This is a genomic window from Mycobacterium sp. (assembly GCF_049802695.1).
Classification (GTDB): Bacteria; Actinomycetota; Actinomycetes; order Mycobacteriales; family Mycobacteriaceae; genus Mycobacterium.
The window spans coordinates 1-15,910 of record NZ_JBARMY010000524.1; the positions used below are offsets into that span (position 1 = coordinate 1).

At 63.7% G+C, this 15,910-nt stretch carries 15 protein-coding genes; 8 read left to right on the top strand and 7 right to left on the bottom strand.

Annotated features, from left to right (window positions below; all coding sequences use genetic code 11):
- Nucleotides 1-536: PAQR family membrane homeostasis protein TrhA (gene trhA / locus WA317_RS20625; protein ID WP_425174791.1), on the top strand; the 536-nt coding region annotated here is incomplete at its 5' end.
- A 6-nt stretch (nucleotides 537-542) separates the two neighbouring features.
- Here the strand turns inward: trhA and glgX are convergent.
- Nucleotides 543-2,702 (bottom strand): glycogen debranching protein GlgX, encoded by a 2,160-nt coding sequence (gene glgX / locus WA317_RS20630; protein WP_425174792.1) that lies wholly within the window; start codon nucleotides 2,700-2,702, stop codon nucleotides 543-545.
- 69 nt (nucleotides 2,703-2,771) lie between these two features.
- Between glgX and WA317_RS20635 the strand changes: the two genes are divergently transcribed.
- From WA317_RS20635 to WA317_RS20645, 3 genes are all read left to right on the top strand, one after another.
- Complete coding sequence (locus tag WA317_RS20635) at nucleotides 2,772-3,413, top strand: DUF998 domain-containing protein (protein ID WP_425174793.1); 642 nt, start codon at nucleotides 2,772-2,774, stop codon at nucleotides 3,411-3,413.
- Nucleotides 3,414-3,593: 180 nt separating this feature from the next.
- A complete protein-coding gene (locus tag WA317_RS20640) occupies nucleotides 3,594-4,538 on the top strand; it encodes a cyclopropane mycolic acid synthase family methyltransferase (RefSeq protein WP_425174794.1) in 945 nt (314 codons plus the stop codon).
- A gap of 56 nt (nucleotides 4,539-4,594) precedes the next feature.
- The gene (locus tag WA317_RS20645) at nucleotides 4,595-5,479 is read left to right on the top strand and encodes a cyclopropane mycolic acid synthase family methyltransferase (RefSeq protein WP_425174795.1); all 885 of its coding nucleotides are present in this window, start codon (nucleotides 4,595-4,597) and stop codon (nucleotides 5,477-5,479) included.
- 194 nt (nucleotides 5,480-5,673) lie between these two features.
- On the opposite strand, the gene WA317_RS20650 is transcribed toward WA317_RS20645, so the two are convergent.
- Entirely contained in the window at nucleotides 5,674-6,342 is a 669-nt protein-coding gene (locus tag WA317_RS20650; RefSeq protein ID WP_425174796.1) for a LuxR C-terminal-related transcriptional regulator, read from the bottom strand.
- Nucleotides 6,343-6,474: 132 nt separating this feature from the next.
- On the opposite strand from WA317_RS20650, the gene WA317_RS20655 reads away from it, so the two are divergent.
- On the top strand, nucleotides 6,475-6,654 hold the full coding sequence (locus WA317_RS20655; RefSeq protein WP_425174804.1) for a DUF6131 family protein: 180 nt from the start codon (nucleotides 6,475-6,477) through the stop codon (nucleotides 6,652-6,654).
- 17 nt (nucleotides 6,655-6,671) lie between these two features.
- Here WA317_RS20655 and WA317_RS20660 read toward each other — a convergent pair whose 3' ends face one another.
- The 3 genes from WA317_RS20660 to WA317_RS20670 form a co-directional block, all read right to left on the bottom strand.
- Nucleotides 6,672-7,967, bottom strand: a complete 1,296-nt coding sequence (locus WA317_RS20660) for a DUF5933 domain-containing protein (protein WP_425174805.1) — start codon at nucleotides 7,965-7,967, stop codon at nucleotides 6,672-6,674.
- Between the two features lie 104 nt (nucleotides 7,968-8,071).
- Complete coding sequence (gene htpG / locus WA317_RS20665) at nucleotides 8,072-10,024, bottom strand: molecular chaperone HtpG (RefSeq protein WP_425174797.1); 1,953 nt, start codon at nucleotides 10,022-10,024, stop codon at nucleotides 8,072-8,074.
- Nucleotides 10,025-10,116: 92 nt separating this feature from the next.
- The gene (locus WA317_RS20670) at nucleotides 10,117-10,518 is read right to left on the bottom strand and encodes a hypothetical protein (protein ID WP_425174798.1); all 402 of its coding nucleotides are present in this window, start codon (nucleotides 10,516-10,518) and stop codon (nucleotides 10,117-10,119) included.
- 535 nt (nucleotides 10,519-11,053) lie between these two features.
- On the opposite strand from WA317_RS20670, the gene WA317_RS20675 reads away from it, so the two are divergent.
- The 3 genes from WA317_RS20675 (at nucleotide 11,054) to cspE (ending at nucleotide 13,847) form a co-directional block, all read left to right on the top strand.
- Nucleotides 11,054-12,688 carry a fatty acyl-AMP ligase gene (locus WA317_RS20675; protein WP_425174799.1) on the top strand — a complete coding sequence of 545 codons (1,635 nt, stop codon included), beginning with the start codon at nucleotides 11,054-11,056 and terminating at the stop codon, nucleotides 12,686-12,688.
- Nucleotides 12,689-12,728: 40 nt separating this feature from the next.
- Nucleotides 12,729-13,535, top strand: coding sequence for a GAF and ANTAR domain-containing protein (locus WA317_RS20680; protein WP_425174800.1), 807 nt, complete (start codon nucleotides 12,729-12,731; stop codon nucleotides 13,533-13,535).
- A gap of 108 nt (nucleotides 13,536-13,643) precedes the next feature.
- The gene (cspE, locus tag WA317_RS20685; RefSeq protein ID WP_425174801.1) at nucleotides 13,644-13,847 is read left to right on the top strand and encodes a transcription antiterminator/RNA stability regulator CspE; all 204 of its coding nucleotides are present in this window, start codon (nucleotides 13,644-13,646) and stop codon (nucleotides 13,845-13,847) included.
- Between the two features lie 54 nt (nucleotides 13,848-13,901).
- Here cspE and WA317_RS20690 read toward each other — a convergent pair whose 3' ends face one another.
- Complete coding sequence (locus WA317_RS20690; RefSeq protein WP_425174802.1) at nucleotides 13,902-14,393, bottom strand: DUF5994 family protein; 492 nt, start codon at nucleotides 14,391-14,393, stop codon at nucleotides 13,902-13,904.
- Nucleotides 14,394-14,792: 399 nt separating this feature from the next.
- On the bottom strand, nucleotides 14,793-15,638 hold the full coding sequence (locus WA317_RS20695) for an acyl-CoA thioesterase domain-containing protein (protein WP_425174803.1): 846 nt from the start codon (nucleotides 15,636-15,638) through the stop codon (nucleotides 14,793-14,795).
- Nucleotides 15,639-15,910: the final 272 nt, after the last annotated feature.

Below are 15,910 nucleotides of genomic sequence, written 5' to 3' on the forward strand. Positions count from 1 at the left end.
CCAAGGCGGGTTGGGCCACTCTGATCTACAGCGCCACGATCGTGGCGATGTTCAGCGTCAGCGCGGTGTATCACCGCGTGCGATGGCATTCCCCCACCACCCAGCAGTGGATGAAGCGCGCCGACCACTCGCTGATCTTCGTGTTCATCGCGGGTTGCTACACACCGGTCGCGCTTCTGACGATGCCGGCCTCGACCGCCCGGCTCGTTCTCACCATCGTCTACATCGGAGCAGCTGCCGGAGTCGGTCTCAAAATGTTGTGGCCGTCGGCGCCCCGATCCGTGACCATGCCGGTGTTTCTGCTACTCGGCTACCTAGCGATCTTCGTCTCCGGGACGATCTTGCACGGAGCAGGCTTGGCCGTATTGGCGCTGCTCTTCGCAGGCGCGCTGCTGTACAACATCGGCGCAGTACTGTATTGGCTCAGCTGGCCCAACCCGTGGCCGCAGACCTTCGGCTACCACGAATTCTTCCACGCCTTCACTGCGGCAGCGGCGCTCTGCCACTACGTCGCGATCTGGCTGATCGTTACCTAGCCGGGCCTAGCCGGCCTCGTCGGCCGGTACAGCTTGCAGCACCACGGTGGCGCGGGCGTCGACAGTGAAGGCCGCTCCGGCGCCCACTTCGACGGCCGGTTTGGTGGTGTCCGCGGCGGTGGACACCACCGTCCGCCAGTGACCGCCGAACTCTTCGGGCGGCGCGGTGAACTCGAGCGGCTCGTGGTGGGCGTTGAAGCAGAGCAGGAACGAGTCGTCGGTGACCCGCTGGCCCCGCGCGTCGCGGTCCGGAATTCCGTGGCCATTGAGGAACACCGCGACGGATTTCGCGAAGCCCGTGCCCCAGTCGTCGCCGCCCATCTCGGCGCCCTCCGGAGTAAACCAGGCGATATCGGGAAGACCGGCCTCACCGCGGCGGCCCACCGGCTTGCCGCTGAAGAATCGCCGCCGGCGAAACACCGGGTGGTTCGCGCGCAGCTCAGACACCTGGCAGGTGAAATCCAGCAAGTCAGCGTCGGCCTTGGACCAGTCGATCCAGGTGATCTCGTTGTCCTGGCAGAAGCCATTGTTGTTGCCGCCCTGCGAGCGGCCGAGCTCGTCGCCGTGGCAGATCATCGGGACACCCTGCGACAGCAGCAGCGTCGCGATGAAGTTGCGCTGCTGGCGGGAGCGCAACTCGTTGACTTCCGGGTCCTCGGTCGGCCCTTCCTCACCGCAGTTCCAGGACCGGTTGTGGCTTTCGCCGTCGTTGTTGTCCTCGCCGTTGGCCTCGTTGTGCTTCTCGTTGTAGGACACCAGGTCGCGCAGCGTGAACCCGTCGTGGGCGGTGACGAAGTTGATCGAGGCGACCGGCCTGCGCCCGGTGTGCTCGTAGAGGTCAGCCGATCCGGTCAACCGGTAGGCGAACTCGTCGAGCGTGGCGGGCTCGCCGCGCCAGAAGTCGCGGACGGTGTCGCGGTACTTGCCGTTCCACTCGGTCCACTGGGGCGGGAAGTTGCCGACCTGGTAGCCGCCCGGCCCGACGTCCCACGGCTCGGCGATCAACTTGACCTGGCTCACGGTCGGATCCTGCTGCACGAGTTCGAAGAACGCCGCCAACCGGTCGACGTCGTAGAACTCGCGCGCCAGCGTCGAAGCGAGGTCGAACCGGAAGCCGTCGACGTGCATCTCGGTCACCCAGTACCGGAGCGAATCCATGATCAGCTGCAGCGCGTGCGGGTGCCCGACGTTCAGGCTGTTGCCGGTGCCGGTGTAGTCCATGTAATAACGCTTGTCGTCGTCGACCAGCCGGTAGTAGGCGGCGTTGTCGATACCGCGCATCGACAGCGTCGGGCCCATGTGGTTGCCCTCGGCGGTGTGGTTGTAGACGACGTCGAGGATGACCTCGATGCCGGCCTCGTGCAGGTTCCGCACCATCGACTTGAACTCCTGCACCTGCCCGCCGGCGGTGGTGGCGCTGGAGTACTTCGAGTCAGGCGCCAGGAAACCGACGCTGTTGTAGCCCCAGTAGTTGGACAGGCCCTTGTCGACCAGGGTGGAGTCGTTGGCGAAGTGGTGCACGGGCATCAATTCGATGGCGTTGACGCCCAGGCACTTGAGGTGCTCGATGATCACCGGGTGCCCCACCGCGGCGTACGTGCCGCGGATCTGCTCGGGGATGTCCGGGTGGGTTTCCGTCAGGCCTTTGACGTGCGCCTCGTAGATGACGGTGTCGGCGTATTCGTGGGCCGGTGGCCGGTCGTTGCCCCAGTCGAAGTAGGGGTTGATCACCACTGACTTTGGCATGTTAGCCGCGGAGTCCTCGTCGTTGCGGCTGTCCGGGTCGCCGAAGTTGTAGCTGAACAGCGACTGATCCCACCCGAAGGTGCCGTCGATGGCCTTCGAATACGGGTCCACCAGCAGCTTGTTCGGGTTGCAGCGCAGCCCGGCCGCCGGGTCATAGGGCCCGTGCACGCGATACCCATAGCGCTGGCCGGGTTCGATGCCGGGTATGTAGCCGTGCCAGACGTAGTAGTCGACCTCCGGCAGCGGGATCCGCGATTCGTTGCCCTCGTCGTCGAACAGGCACAGTTCGACCCGGTCGGCCACCTCGCTGAACACCGCGAAGTTGGTGCCCGCGCCGTCGTAGGTTGCACCCAGCGGGTAGGCCTTTCCCCTCCATATTTCGCCGGTGGGCGTGGGAACGACGACGTCTGCGCTGGTCATGGGGCAAACGGTACCCGAGCGGCGCGGCGGCCAAACTGTGATCTATTTCGTGGCAAGCTGTCTCGGGGAATGACGATGCCGAACCGGCGACGCCTGTGCGCCATCAGTGCAGCCGCTGCGTGGCTTGTGGCAGCCCTGGGTTACCTGACCCTGGAAGCCCTTGCCGCGGCGGGTCGTCCGCATTACAGCTACGCCCACGACTTCATCAGTGACCTCGGCGTCCCGTCCGTCTCCCCGCGGGCTTGTCTGATGAACGCTGCGTTCTGCCTGCAGGGAACGTTTTTCCTGCTCGGAGCCGTGCTGATCGTCGGTGCTTTCAGAGGCCGGCGGGTCGGCTTGTTTCTTTTACTCGCCGCCTCGAACGCGGTCGGCAACGTAGTGGTGGCAGCTGTGCACAGCGGACAGGTCGCGCATTCCGACGGAACCATCTGGCTGCACGAGACCGGCGCACTGCTCGCAATCGTCGGCGGCAACGCGGCAATCCTGGTGGGGTCGTCTGTTATCGCCGGCGCCGGCGGGCCGTCGTGGTACCGCGGTATACCGGTGGGGCTTGCTGGGCTGGGCCTGCTCAGCTTTGCGCTGCTTGTGGTCGAGTTGAACGTCTCGGCGATACGCATCCTGCCGCCTGCGGTGTGGGAACGATCCAGCGTCTACTCGATCATCACCGGGCAGATGATCTCCGCCGCCCACCTGCTCGTTCGCAGTCGCTAGGCACGACACACTCGCCGTGCACGGGCGGGTGCGTGCCATTCGCAGCGTTGGCACTATCCTTGCTGCAGCTATCCAGCGGTGTTTCTCGAAGTGATCCGGCGCCGCCTGGGTAGGCTCCCTCCGTGTTGAACGGTCCAGCACGGTGACCGGATCACGATGAATAGCTTCTAAGGACATCCAATGGCAGAAACGTCAAACGCAACGCAGAGCTCAACGCCGCAAGCTCACTCCAAGTGGCTGTCCAAGTCCGCAGCGCAGACGCGCGGCTCGGACAAGAAGGAAGTCCAGTTCCACTACGACATCTCGAACGACTTCTTCAAGCTGTGGCAGGACCCGACCCAGACCTATAGCTGCGCATACTTCGAGAAGGACGACTACACGCTCGAGCAGGCGCAGATGGCCAAGGTCGACCTCGCCCTGGGCAAGCTGGGTCTACAGCCCGGGATGACGCTGCTGGACATCGGCTGCGGGTGGGGCTCGACGATCATGCGGGCGGTCGACAAGTACGACGTCAACGTGATCGGCCTGACGCTCTCCGAGAACCAGAAGAAACACATCGAGAACCACTGGTTTGCGAACTCAACCAGCAAGCGCCACATGGAAGTGCGGCTGCAGCCCTGGGAAGAATTCGAGGGGCAGGTCGACCGGGTGGTTTCCATCGGCGCCTTCGAGCACTTCGGCTTCAACAAGTACGACGACTACTTCAAGAAGACTTTCAACTGGATGCCCGACGACGGCGTGATGTTGTTGCACACCATCATCATTCCGAGCGACGAGGAGATCCAGGCCAAGAAGTTGCCGCTGACGATGTCGCGGGTGCGGTTCATCAAATTCATCATGGATGAGATCTATCCCGGCGGTCGTTTGCCACTGGCCGCGCAGGTCGTGGACCACGCCGTCAAGGCCGGCTACACCGTGACCCGCCAGCAGCACCTGCAACCGCACTACGCCCGCACCCTGGACACCTGGGCCGCCAATCTCGAGGCCAAGAAGGACGAGGCCATCGCGATCACCTCCGAAGAGATCTACGAACGCTTCCTGAAGTACCTGACCGGCTGCGCCGACCTGTTCCGCCAGGGATATACCGACGTCTGCCAGTTCACATGTGAGAAGGCGGCCAGCTAGCCGGGCCAGGACGTCTCCGTAACACGGTGATGCTGCACACACAGAGGGAATCGCAGATGGCAGACAACGAGACGGGCACCACGACGATGCGGCCGGCGTTCGAGGACGTCCAGGCCCATTACGACACCTCGAATGAGTTCTTCGGCCTGTTTCAGGACCCGTCCCGGACTTACAGTTGCGCCTTCTTCGAGCGCGAGGACATGACGCTCGAAGAGGCGCAGCTCGCCAAGATCGATCTGGCGCTGGGCAAGCTGGATCTACGGCCCGGGATGACGCTGCTCGACGTCGGCTGCGGCTGGGGCTCGATGATGAAGCGGGCCGTCGAGAAATACGACGTCAATGTCGTCGGCCTGACGCTTAGCAGGAATCAGCACACCCTCGGCCAAGAGATCCTCGACCGGATCGACACCGACCGTTCGCGGCAAATCCTGCTGCGCGGGTGGGAGGAGTACGAGGGGGCCGTCGACCGCATCGTCAGCATCGAGGCGTTCGAGGCCTTCCCGAAGGAGCGGTATGCGGCGTTCTTCGAGCTCTGCCACCGCATCATGCCCAGCGACGGACGGATGGTGTTGCAGACCATCATGGGCCACCCGCTGAAACGCTGGCCGGAAATGGGGATCCCCATCACCATGACCGACCTGAGGTTCATGCGGTTCGTCGCCAAGGAGATCTTCCCCGGCGGCTCGGTGCCCTGCGACGAGGACGTCGTCGAATTCTCTGCCGCCGCCGGGTTTTCGGTGGCCGAGAGGCAAGACCTGACCGCGCACTATGTCCGGACACTCGACATCTGGACAACCAGACTGGAAGCCGCCCGCGACCAGGCGATCGCGGTGAAATCCCCGGAAGTCTACGAGCGCTACATGAAGTATCTGACGGGCTGCTCAGACTTCTTCCAGCGCAACGTCTCCGAAGTCGGACAGTTCACCCTCGTCAAGGGCTGAGTGTTGGCAACGCCTCTTTCCCTTCTATCACTTCCGTCGCAAAGTCCGACCAATACACCCTTCCGCAGAATGATATCGCTGGTGACATCACCCACTCGGGGCGTCCCCGTGATAGCGCATGCGCCATCACTTTCGCGAAGGCACTATTCCTTGACGGAGCGACGTAGAGGCTGATGTGACTGGTGTCAAAACGGTCAGGGACCGCCGCGCCAGTGTTCGATGCGGTGGAAATCGGGCGTGAAACCATGCTCGACACCCCAGAGCACCGCCTGAGTTCGGCTGGCGACGTCGATCTTTCGGTAGATCGTGCGGATGTAGGACTTCACGGTGTTGGGGCTGAGGTAGGTCAGCCTGGCGACGTCGGCGTTGCTCATGCCCTGGGTGATCAGCGCCAGGATCTCCGACTCGCGATCGCTGAGGCCTTCGTTGCGGCCCGGCCAGTCCAGTCCAGGGGCGCTGCGCGTGCGCGGCGGGACGTCGCTGATGACGTTCTCGCCGGCGTGCACCGCCTCTAACGCCGCGACCAGTTCCCGCGCCGGCAACGTCTTCGACAAGTAGCCGTGCGCGCCCTGCCGCCGAGCGCTGGCGACCAGATCGGGATGAAAGTTCCAGGTGTACACCACCACCCGGTGTGCCCGCGGGTTCGCGATCAGCACGGCGATCTCTTCGTGGTCGGATTCCGGCTGCGCGAACGAGTCGTATAAGACGATGTCGACGTCGTCTACCACGGGCATCGACGAGTCGAGTTCGGCGATGACCACCCGGTCGCGGTACCGGTCGAGCATTTTCGCCACGCCCATCACCACCACGTCGTAGTCGTCGACGAGCGCCACCGTGATCGGACTGTTCGGGGACGAAGGCATGGCTCGGACATTACCTCCCTTGGGGTGTATTGCCACCCCCCTCAGGGGTGGTCGACTGAAGTGACGTCGAGCAACCGCCCGACCGATCCGATCTTCAAGCGCACTCAGCGCCCTGTTCAGAAAGGCTCAACCATGATCGTTCTCGGCATCGTTCTCATCGTCCTGGGACTCGTGCTGCCCACCCTGGTCCCAACCTTCGCATTCGCCCATCTTCTGGTGGTTTTCGGCGTCATCCTGCTTATCGTTGGCGTAATCCTGGCGATCCTGGGATCCATGGGACGCGCTGTCGGCGGCCGCCGCCACTACTACTGAGCGTCAGGCTTGGCGTCTTAGACCGTACGGGCCAGCCGCTCGGCGACCAGATCCGAAGGTGCGGCCGGCCGGGCGAAGAAGGTCACGAAGAAGGCGGTACTGAAAACCGCCAACGTTCCGACGATGAGCGGGCCGAAGAGCAGCGGGTAGCGCGCCATCGCCTCTGCGAGGTAACGGCAGCACAGCAGCAGGACCGCCAGAAACGCCGAGCCGAAGGCGACTAACCCCGCCCGCGACCAACTCCGGCCCTGCGCCGGTTCACGCAATGCCGACTCCATGGTCAGGCACAACACCGCGCCGGCGACAAGGTCAACGCCATAGTGGTAGCCGAAGCCGAGCGTCGCTGCGATGGTGCCCACGAGCCAGAACGTGCCGCCCGACCGCAGCCAACGCGGTCCACCACGGGAGTGGATGAAAACTGTCAGCGCCCAAGCGGTGTGCATTGAGGGCATGCAGTTACGCGGGGTTGAGCGGTCGAAGCGAATCGCCCTCGGCGACAGATGGGTTGGCGGCAAAGCGTGTGGCCAGTAGTCGCCGACTCGAAAACCCCCACCTGCACTGCCGAACGCGACATAGGGGCCGACCAACGGAAAGAGCACGTAGATCACCGGCCCGATCAGGCCGAGCAGCAAGAACGTCGGCATCAGAAACTGCCTCGGCCAGCCGCCGGTGCTGACGTTGCGAAGCTGGTAGACCGCGACCACCACTGCCGCGACCGGTAACTCGATGTACACCCAGTGCAGCACGGCGTTCAGGAACGGGCCGCCCGCGTCGACGAGCCGACCCACCAGCCAAGATGGTTGTGCGAGTGCTTGATCGGCCAGGAGCGCGTACTCGTCGAGGACCGTCGGCCGAAGCATCGCGGTGATACTCAACCAGGCATCGCCGACTTTGGACGCAATGATGAGCAAGAGGCCGAAAGCGATTCCGCGGAAGGCGGTGGCGCGTTCGGTACCCGTCCAGCGCAGCAATGCCACCACGGCCAAGCCGGTCAGCACAAGCAGCGGCCCGGTGCCGAAGGCGAGCATACCGCCGCGCACAACCCTGGCCGCGGCGCAAAGCACGTCGAGCGCCGCGGCCATCGACAGTGCACATATCCGGCGTCGGTTGGACAACCCGACCATGGCCACGGCGAGGCTGACCCACGGCACCGTGGCCGACTTCGGGCTGGCGACGTAATCGCTGAGCAAGCTACGCAGCGGACCCTGAAATCCGGCACAGTTGGCAACGACCTGCAACGCGACCAGCAACAGCACAATCAATGCGACGGCGATCGGGACCCAGCCGCGGGCCGATACGGCACGCCACCGCACTCGTCGCACGTCGCCAATGAACACCCGACGAATAATAGGTGCCCGATTGCCGGCAGGCGCGTTAAACGCTGTCGAAGTTGACCGTGAGTCGCAGCGCCGCCCTCCTAGATTGTGCGCGCCAGCCTCTCGGCGACCAGCTCGGCGAACCTCGCCGGGTCGTCAGGCGCACCGCCTTCAGCGAGAAGGGCTGTGCCGTAGAGCAGTTCCGCGGTCTCGGCGACTGCGGGATCGTCGCTGCGGTCACGGTGCGCTTGGCGTAGGCCGGTGACCAGCGGATGCGCCGGGTTGAGTTCGAGGATGCGCTTGCTGGCCGGAATGTTCTGGCCGGAAGCCCGGTAGATCGCCGCGAGCGCCGGGGTGATGCCGAAGGCATCGGTGATCAGGCACGCCGGCGACTCGGTCAGCCGGGTCGAGAGCCGCACCTCCTTGACGTTGTCGCTCAAGGTCTCCTTCAGCCAGGTCAGCAGATCGGCGAACTCCTTTTCCTGCTCCTGACGCTCGGCCTCGTGCGCGGTCTTCTCTTCCTCAGAGTCGAGGTCGACTTCACCCTTGGCCACCGACTGCAGCGGTTTGCCGTCGAACTCGGTCACCGACTGCACCCAGATCTCGTCGACCGGTTCGGTGAACAGCAGCACCTCATAGCCCTTGGCCTTGAACGCCTCCAGGTGCGGCGAGCTGAGGATCTGCTGGCGGGTGCCGCCGGTGGCGTAGAAAATCTGCTCCTGCCCCTCTTTCATGCGCCCGACGTACTCGGCGAGGGTGGTGGGCTCCTCCTCGCTGTGGGTTGAGGCGAACGACGAGATGTGTAGCAGCGTGTCACGGTTCTCGAAGTCGGACATCAGGCCCTCTTTGAGAACTTGGCCGAATTGTGTCCAAAAGGTGCGATAGTCCTCCGGCCGCTCGGACTGCAGGTCCTTGATGGTGGACAGCACCTTCTTGGTCAATCGGCGACGGATCGCGTTGATCTGCCGGTCCTGCTGCAGGATCTCGCGGGAGACGTTGAGCGATAGGTCTTGGGCGTCGACGACACCCTTGATGAAGCGCAGGTAGGGGGGCAGGAGCTGGTCGCAGTCGCCCATGATGAAGACACGTTTGACATACAGCTGTATCCCGATGGGGCTGTCCCGGTTGAACAGGTCGAACGGGGCGTGCGACGGGATGAAAAGCAACGCCTGATACTCGAAGGTGCCCTCGGCTCGCAACGTGATGACCTCGAGCGGATCGTCCCAGGCGTGCGCGATGTGCTTGTAGAACTCCTTGTACTCCTCCTCGGAGACCTCGTCTTTGGGCCGCGCCCACAGCGCCTTCGTCGAGTTGAGCGTCTCGGTCTCGATGGTGACGGTCTCTTCGCCGCCCTCTGCCCCACCTTTTTCCGAGGCCGGTGTGCGTCGCTCGACGTCCATCCGGATCGGCCAGGCGATGAAGTCGGAGTACTGCTTGACCAGGCTGCGGACCTTCCACTCTGAGCTGTAGTCGTGCAGTTCGTTCTCGGCGTCTTCGGGCTTCAGATGCAGGGTGATCGAGGTGCCCTGCGGGGCATCCGCCACGGATTGGATGGTGTAGGTGCCCTCGCCGCTGGACTCCCACTTGGTGGCCTCGCTCTCACCGGCTTTGCGGGTGAGCAGCTCGACCTTGTCGGCCACCATGAACACCGAATAGAAGCCGATGCCGAACTGGCCGATCAGCTCTGCGGAGGCGTCGGCGTTCTTGGCGTTCTTGGCTTCGCGCAGCTGGTTCCGCAGCTCGGCGGTGCCGGATTTGGCCAGGGTGCCGATCAGGTCGACGACCTCGGCACGCGTCATCCCGATGCCGTTGTCGCGGATGGTCAGGGTGCGGGCATCGGTGTCGGCCTGGATCTCGATGTGCAGATCAGAGGTGTCGACGTCGAGGTCCTTATTGCGGAACGCCTCGATCCGCAGCTTGTCCAGCGCATCGGATGAGTTCGAGATCAACTCCCGCAGAAACGAATCTTTGTTGGAATAGACGGAGTGGACCAGCAGGTCCAGCAGCTGACGTGCCTCCGCCTGAAACTCCAGTTGCTCGACACCCGCGTTCATGCGATTCCGTCCCTCGTCATAGCACTTGAATTTGACGGTTGACGATCATACGTTCACCCGGCTCGCCATGCCGTCGGGCACCTCTGCACCTCTTACGGCTCAGATTCGGTGACCTCATCATCGGCGACACGACGTTCGCTGTCTGCCATCTCGCGCGAAATGTCGGATTGCTCACGTTGAGCACCCGCTCGCTTTCGCTCTGATCGGTCTTCGGCGCGCTGGATTCGGTCGAGTTCGCGCTGGGCAGCGGTGCCCTCCCGCTCGTCTGCGCCTTTTTCCCGTTCGTCGGCCAGCTGCTCGCGGTGGTTCGCTACCGTGTCCCGGTCGTCAGCGATCCGGTCTCGCTCATCTGCCAGCCACTCGCGTCGTCCGAGCTCGTTCTCGCGGCGTGCTGCACTCGCATCCGGTTGGTCAGACGCGGCCGCCGCCGGATTCGGATCCGATGCCTGCCTACCTCGCTCACCAGGCGTTTCGGCGTGCTCTTCGGCTACCATGGCGCTTTCCTTCGCTGCTTCGACGGCGCGTTCGCTGCGGATTTGGGATACAACTGAGGCCCAAAAAAAGATCGTAATTACCACTGTCCGGCGTCCGGCAAGGTACCGTCGTACCCGGTTGAGTAAACAGCCTCCCGGACACGTCACGGCGGCGACGTAAAGTCCCTGCCGATCGGGCTCAAACGCTCCGACGCAAGCCGACTTATTCGGGGTTGCGTTATGGGGGACGTTTCTTGTCGGGAGGTTTTGGCACCCAGGTCGGCGCGCTGCGCCGTTCATCCGCCCTTCTGTGTGTACAGTCAGGGCGTTCCAGATCTCCTGGGGTGCACGAAAGGGGAGTTCTGCTCTTCCCAGGTAAGGGTCTGCCCTCATCCGGGCGGATGACAACTGAACTTCAGCAGCTTCACCGACACCGGCATGCGCAGTTTCCATGACGATGCCGGGCACCATCAATCCGACTACCAGTCTGCTCGCGCAAGCTCACGAGCGGAGTCCAGAACGTGGCTCAGACGCGCTTGATCCAAAAGGAATTTCCGTGAGCAGATTCACCTCAACGATGTTTGCCAACGCCCGGTCAAGCCCTAAGGGCATGACCACCGGGGAGCCGGACACACCTGTGCGGCATACCTGGGCGCAAGTGCACCAGCGGGCCCGGCGAATCGCGGGCGGGTTGGCCGTCGCGGGCGTAGGACATCGTGACGCGGTCGCGGTGCTGGCCGGCGCGCCGGTCGAGATCGCCCCCACCGCGCAAGCTATCTGGATGCGCGGCGCCAGTTTGACCATGCTGCATCAGCCGACCCCGCGCACCGATCTGCAGCGCTGGGCCGCGGAAACCACCGCCGTCGTCAAGATGATCGACGCGAAGGCCGTCGTCGTCTCCGAGCCGTTCATGGCTGCGGCGCCGCTGCTGTCCCAGCTGGGAATGCCTGTGCTGACAATCGCTGAACTGCTCGATGGTCGCTCGATCGAGCCGATAGAGACCGACGAACGAGACTTGGCGTTCTTGCAGTTGACGTCCGGCTCCACCGGGTCACCCAAGGCGGTTCAAATCACCCATGCGAATGTCGTCGCCAACGCCGAGGCGATGTTCGCCGGCGCGGACGTCGATGTGGACACCGACGTGATCGTGAGCTGGCTGCCGTGTTTCCACGACATGGGGATGACCGGCTACCTGACCGTGCCGATGTACTTCGGCGTCGAGTTGGTGAAGGTCACGCCGATGGACTTCCTGCGCGATGCGTTGTTGTGGGCCAGACTGATTGACAAATACAAGGGAACCATGACCGCCGCCCCGAACTTCGCCTACAAGCTGTTCGCCAAGCGGCTGCGCAGACAGGCTACGCCCGGTCAATTCGACCTCTCGTCGCTGCGCTGGGCGCTGTCGGGCGCCGAAGCCGTCGAGCCCGCCGACATGGAAGACCTCTGCGAGGCCGGTGCCCCCTTCGGGTTGAGGCGAGAAGCCATTGTGCCGGCCTACGGAATGGCTGAAACCACAGTGGCGGTGTCGTTCTCGCAGTGCGGTGCCGGCATGGTGGTCGACGAAGTGGATGCCAACTTGTTGGCTATCTTGCGCCGCGCGGTACCGGCGGGCCGGGGCCGTACCCGGCGGCTGGTATGTCTTGGCCGCCCACTGCAAGGAGTGGCGATCCGCATCGTCGACGAAGACGGGAGTGTGCTGCCGGCCCGCGGCGTCGGCGTCATTCAGGTACGCGGCGGCCCAGTCACTCACGGCTACACCACCGTTGCCGGCTTCGTCGAAGCGCGAGACGACCAGGGCTGGTTCGACACCGGCGACCTGGGCTATCTGACCACATCCGGTGACATTGTGGTGTGCGGCCGGGTGAAGGACGTCATCATCATGGCCGGGCGCAACATCTACCCGACGGATATCGAACGCGCCGCTGCCCGCGTCAAGGGTGTTCGGCCGGGTTCCGCGGTTGCCGTGCGTCTTGATGCCGGGGAGCAGCGGGAGTCTTTCGCCGTCGCGGTGGAGTCAACGGCGTGGCAGGAGGCAGCGCAGGTGCGCCGCATCGAGCACCAGGTGGCGCATGAGGTGTTCGCCGAGGTCGATGTCCGGCCGCGCAATGTGGTGGTGCTCGAACCCGGAATGATTCCGAAGACACCGTCCGGGAAGCTTCGACGCGCGTACGCGCTGGCGCTCGTGAGCTGATCAGCATGGCAAGTCTTCCGGCGTAGTTTAGTCGCCCAACATGGTCAATCAGGAACTTGGACTCGGGTACGCGCCGCCACGGCTGGCGCAACGCTCCGGTGCACAGACTCAAGCGGCCGAAGTAGGGTTGCACGCCGGGTTGAGCGGGGTGGCCGCAATCGTGGCCGACCAACATGACATCAGCGAAATCTTGAGGGAGATCGCGCAATTCGCGGTGCAGGCGGTGCCACAGGCCGATGGCGCCGCAGTGACGTTGCTCCGGAGATGTGATTACCGGCCGCAGATCCAGACCTGGGCGACGACGGCGGCGTTCGTCGAAGAAATCGACAGCGGCCAGTACGAAGACCTCGACGAAGGACCGGGGATCACCTGCATGCAGTCCCGGCGACCGGCGCTCTGCGGTTCACTGGGACGTGACCGTCGTTGGCCGCGTTTCGGTGGCCGGGTGGCCCGGATGGGTGTGCATTCGGTGCTGGCGCTGCCGCTGACGGTCAGCGAACACGTCATCGGGGCCATCAGTTTCTACGCCTACGGCCGGGACACGTTCACCGACCACGTGGTCCAGATCGGATCCCAATTCGCGGGCGTGGCGGCCGTTTCGGTGTACCACGCACGACTACTGGCCGGAGCGCGAGAGCGGACCGAACGGTTGCAGCGGGCGATGAGCGGCCGGGCGGTGATCGACCAGGCGATCGGCATCATCCGCAGCCGGGCGGGCTTGAGCGCCGAAGAAGCCTTCGAACGGCTCAGCAATATGAGCCAGGGTGACAACGCCAGGCTCCATGCCGTCTGCGAGCGGTTGGTCGAGGAGGCGGTGCGGCGAGCGCGCGCCCGTACTCAGTCCTGAGGGCGCTGGGATACTCGTCGCGCGAGGCCATACAAGTTTAATTTTTCCGTGTTAGAGTTCCGATGGATGTTTTTGGTACATCCACTTGAAAATGAAAGAAGTTAGTAGATGGCACAGGGAACTGTGAAATGGTTCAACGGCGACAAAGGCTTTGGCTTCATCGCCCCTGACGACGGCGCAAAAGACGTGTTCGTCCACTACTCGGAAATCCGTGGCAGTGGCTTTCGGACGCTCGAAGAGAACCAACGCGTGCAATTCGAGGTCGAGCAGGGGCAGAAAGGCCCCCAGGCAGTCGGGGTGACGGCGGTCTAACCGACAACACCTAACCGTGGGCTGGTGCGAATCTGCACCAGCCCATTGGTGTATCTAGGCATCGACCGACGGGTGCTCGTGGGGCGACTCTTGCCCTACCCGACCGTCCAGCGTCCGGATGCTCCATGACGCACTCTCGGCCTGCGCTGCACGCACCACGCAGTCGGCCGTCTTGAACACCATGCTGACTTGTTCGACGTCCGGGATGCTCATCGCCGACGCCCGGCGCAACACCATCAGGCCCAGCGCCGAGGACGTCAGCTGCGGCACGACCAGCAGCATCGCGCCTGCCTCACGACCCGAGATCGCCATCACACGCTGGCGGCCGTGCCGCCAACCCGGAATCGACATGGCGTAGGGAGTCATCGAGCTCAGGTCGGGAGCCGGCTCCGTCGCGGACCAGTTGACGCGAATATCGAGAATCTCACCCAAGGTTCGATGCAAGGCCTCGACAAGCTCCGGCAGTTCGGCTGCAACCGAGGCGGCACGCGGCCACCATGCTCCGTCAATGTCGCTGCCCAGCGAGGTGGCAAGGGCGATCCGCACCGGACATGCCGATCGCCGCGCACCTCTCATGCCGTTCACGTCATGCCGTTCACGGCGACGGTGTTGTCACGTCTGGTTCCGCGAGGGCTTGTCCGAGAAAGCGGGGTGCTCCACTGGCTCTGTGGAGGCCTCGCCCGAGCGAACGAATTCCGGCGCCTCGGGGTGAGAAAACAAATTCGAAGAGTCCATACAGATTTTTCTTCCTAAGGTCAGGGCCGACCCGTGCCTGTTTTACGTGACTCATAGCATCGAGTCATTTCATCTGACTACGACGGGTCGCGGTCACCGCTGAGATAAATGGTTCAGCTTCAACGGTACACCAGCGGCTTGCGAACCACACCGCGCCCTCATTTTCGGTGTCGAGTCGTTGCGTGCGCTGAAGGACTCCGATGTTCTGAGTCAGTCGGACTTCGTCGACGACGGAGCGCGAAAACCGCCGTGTGCTATCGCGATAGACACACCAGTGCCTATCGGGCCGGTTCGGTCGACGAGCACGGCCGAGCCGGTGGCCACCCCGTCATGGCTGGAATGGACAAGTGAGGCAAGGCCGATGTGCGGACCATCGGGCAGCCGGCTCAGCGTGAGGGTGTAGTCGACATTGATGAACTGCAACGCCTTGGTGCCCCAATTGGCTATCGCGGCGGTGACATCACCGGCCATCGCGGCGCGGGTGAACGCCGTCAACGGTTCGTTGTCGATCAACGGACGCGTCTCCTGCAACCAGGTGTATTTCGGTCCGAACCCGTTGTCCCAGTCTGGGTCCGGATTCTGCAGTCCGATCCCCCAGCCGTAGGTCCGGATGAACAGCGACTGCTGCTCGACACCCTGTCCCTCGGGCAGCGACGGCATCTGCACGGGTGGTGACCACACTTCGCCCTCCGGCTGGGATCCGCGCCGCAGAAACAGCGCTGTCGCCCGTGCCACCGTGACGTCCTGCTGGACGAGGCTGACTTCGACGAGCCGCAATCGCCGTCGCTCGTGGAATACGTGCGTGTGTACTTCGAGCGGTTCCAGCGCGGCCGGTGCGGGAAGGTCGACGGTGAGACGCGCCGGTTGGAACTTCGGATCGTCGACGGCGCGTTCGGCTGCCCAGCTCAGCAATCCGCCGGCAACGTGGCCGCTGAGCGTCGGGCCCCACCCGCCGCGGGCAATTTGGGTTGGCAGGTAGTGGCTGCCGTCGCGACGAAAGTAGGGAGCCGCTGGATCGGCAACATCCGGTTGGTTATTCGGCTCACTCGATGCCATAGGTTTGGTTCCGCTTCCGACGCGCGTGTTTGACCGTCAGACCATCACATGCACCGCGGTTCGCAGCCACGGACCCCATACAAACGGCTTGCATGGCGCGGCCATAGCCGATTCATAGGCACCCTATCTAATTTCAGCATTGTAGGGGCACGAGTCCGATGACCTCGCTAATAGATAGGTGGAGGACCATGAAACTCAAGCAATTCGTCGGAGGGTTGACCGTCGCCGGCGCTCTCAGCGCAGCCGCGTTGGGGGTGGGTGCCGGTTCGGCC

Coding starts and splice junctions, on each gene's coding strand:
- WA317_RS20640 (WP_425174794.1), top strand. CDS start 3,594: ATGGCAGAAACGTCAAACGCAACGCAGAGCTCAACGCCGCAAGCTCAC.
- WA317_RS20680 (WP_425174800.1), top strand. CDS start 12,729: ATGGTCAATCAGGAACTTGGACTCGGGTACGCGCCGCCACGGCTGGCG.
- WA317_RS20670 (WP_425174798.1), bottom strand. CDS start 10,518: ATGGTAGCCGAAGAGCACGCCGAAACGCCTGGTGAGCGAGGTAGGCAG.
- WA317_RS20695 (WP_425174803.1), bottom strand. CDS start 15,638: ATGGCATCGAGTGAGCCGAATAACCAACCGGATGTTGCCGATCCAGCG.
- cspE (WP_425174801.1), top strand. CDS start 13,644: ATGGCACAGGGAACTGTGAAATGGTTCAACGGCGACAAAGGCTTTGGC.
- WA317_RS20650 (WP_425174796.1), bottom strand. CDS start 6,342: ATGCCTTCGTCCCCGAACAGTCCGATCACGGTGGCGCTCGTCGACGAC.
- WA317_RS20655 (WP_425174804.1), top strand. CDS start 6,475: ATGATCGTTCTCGGCATCGTTCTCATCGTCCTGGGACTCGTGCTGCCC.
- htpG (WP_425174797.1), bottom strand. CDS start 10,024: ATGAACGCGGGTGTCGAGCAACTGGAGTTTCAGGCGGAGGCACGTCAG.
- WA317_RS20635 (WP_425174793.1), top strand. CDS start 2,772: ATGACGATGCCGAACCGGCGACGCCTGTGCGCCATCAGTGCAGCCGCT.
- glgX (WP_425174792.1), bottom strand. CDS start 2,702: ATGACCAGCGCAGACGTCGTCGTTCCCACGCCCACCGGCGAAATATGG.
- WA317_RS20645 (WP_425174795.1), top strand. CDS start 4,595: ATGGCAGACAACGAGACGGGCACCACGACGATGCGGCCGGCGTTCGAG.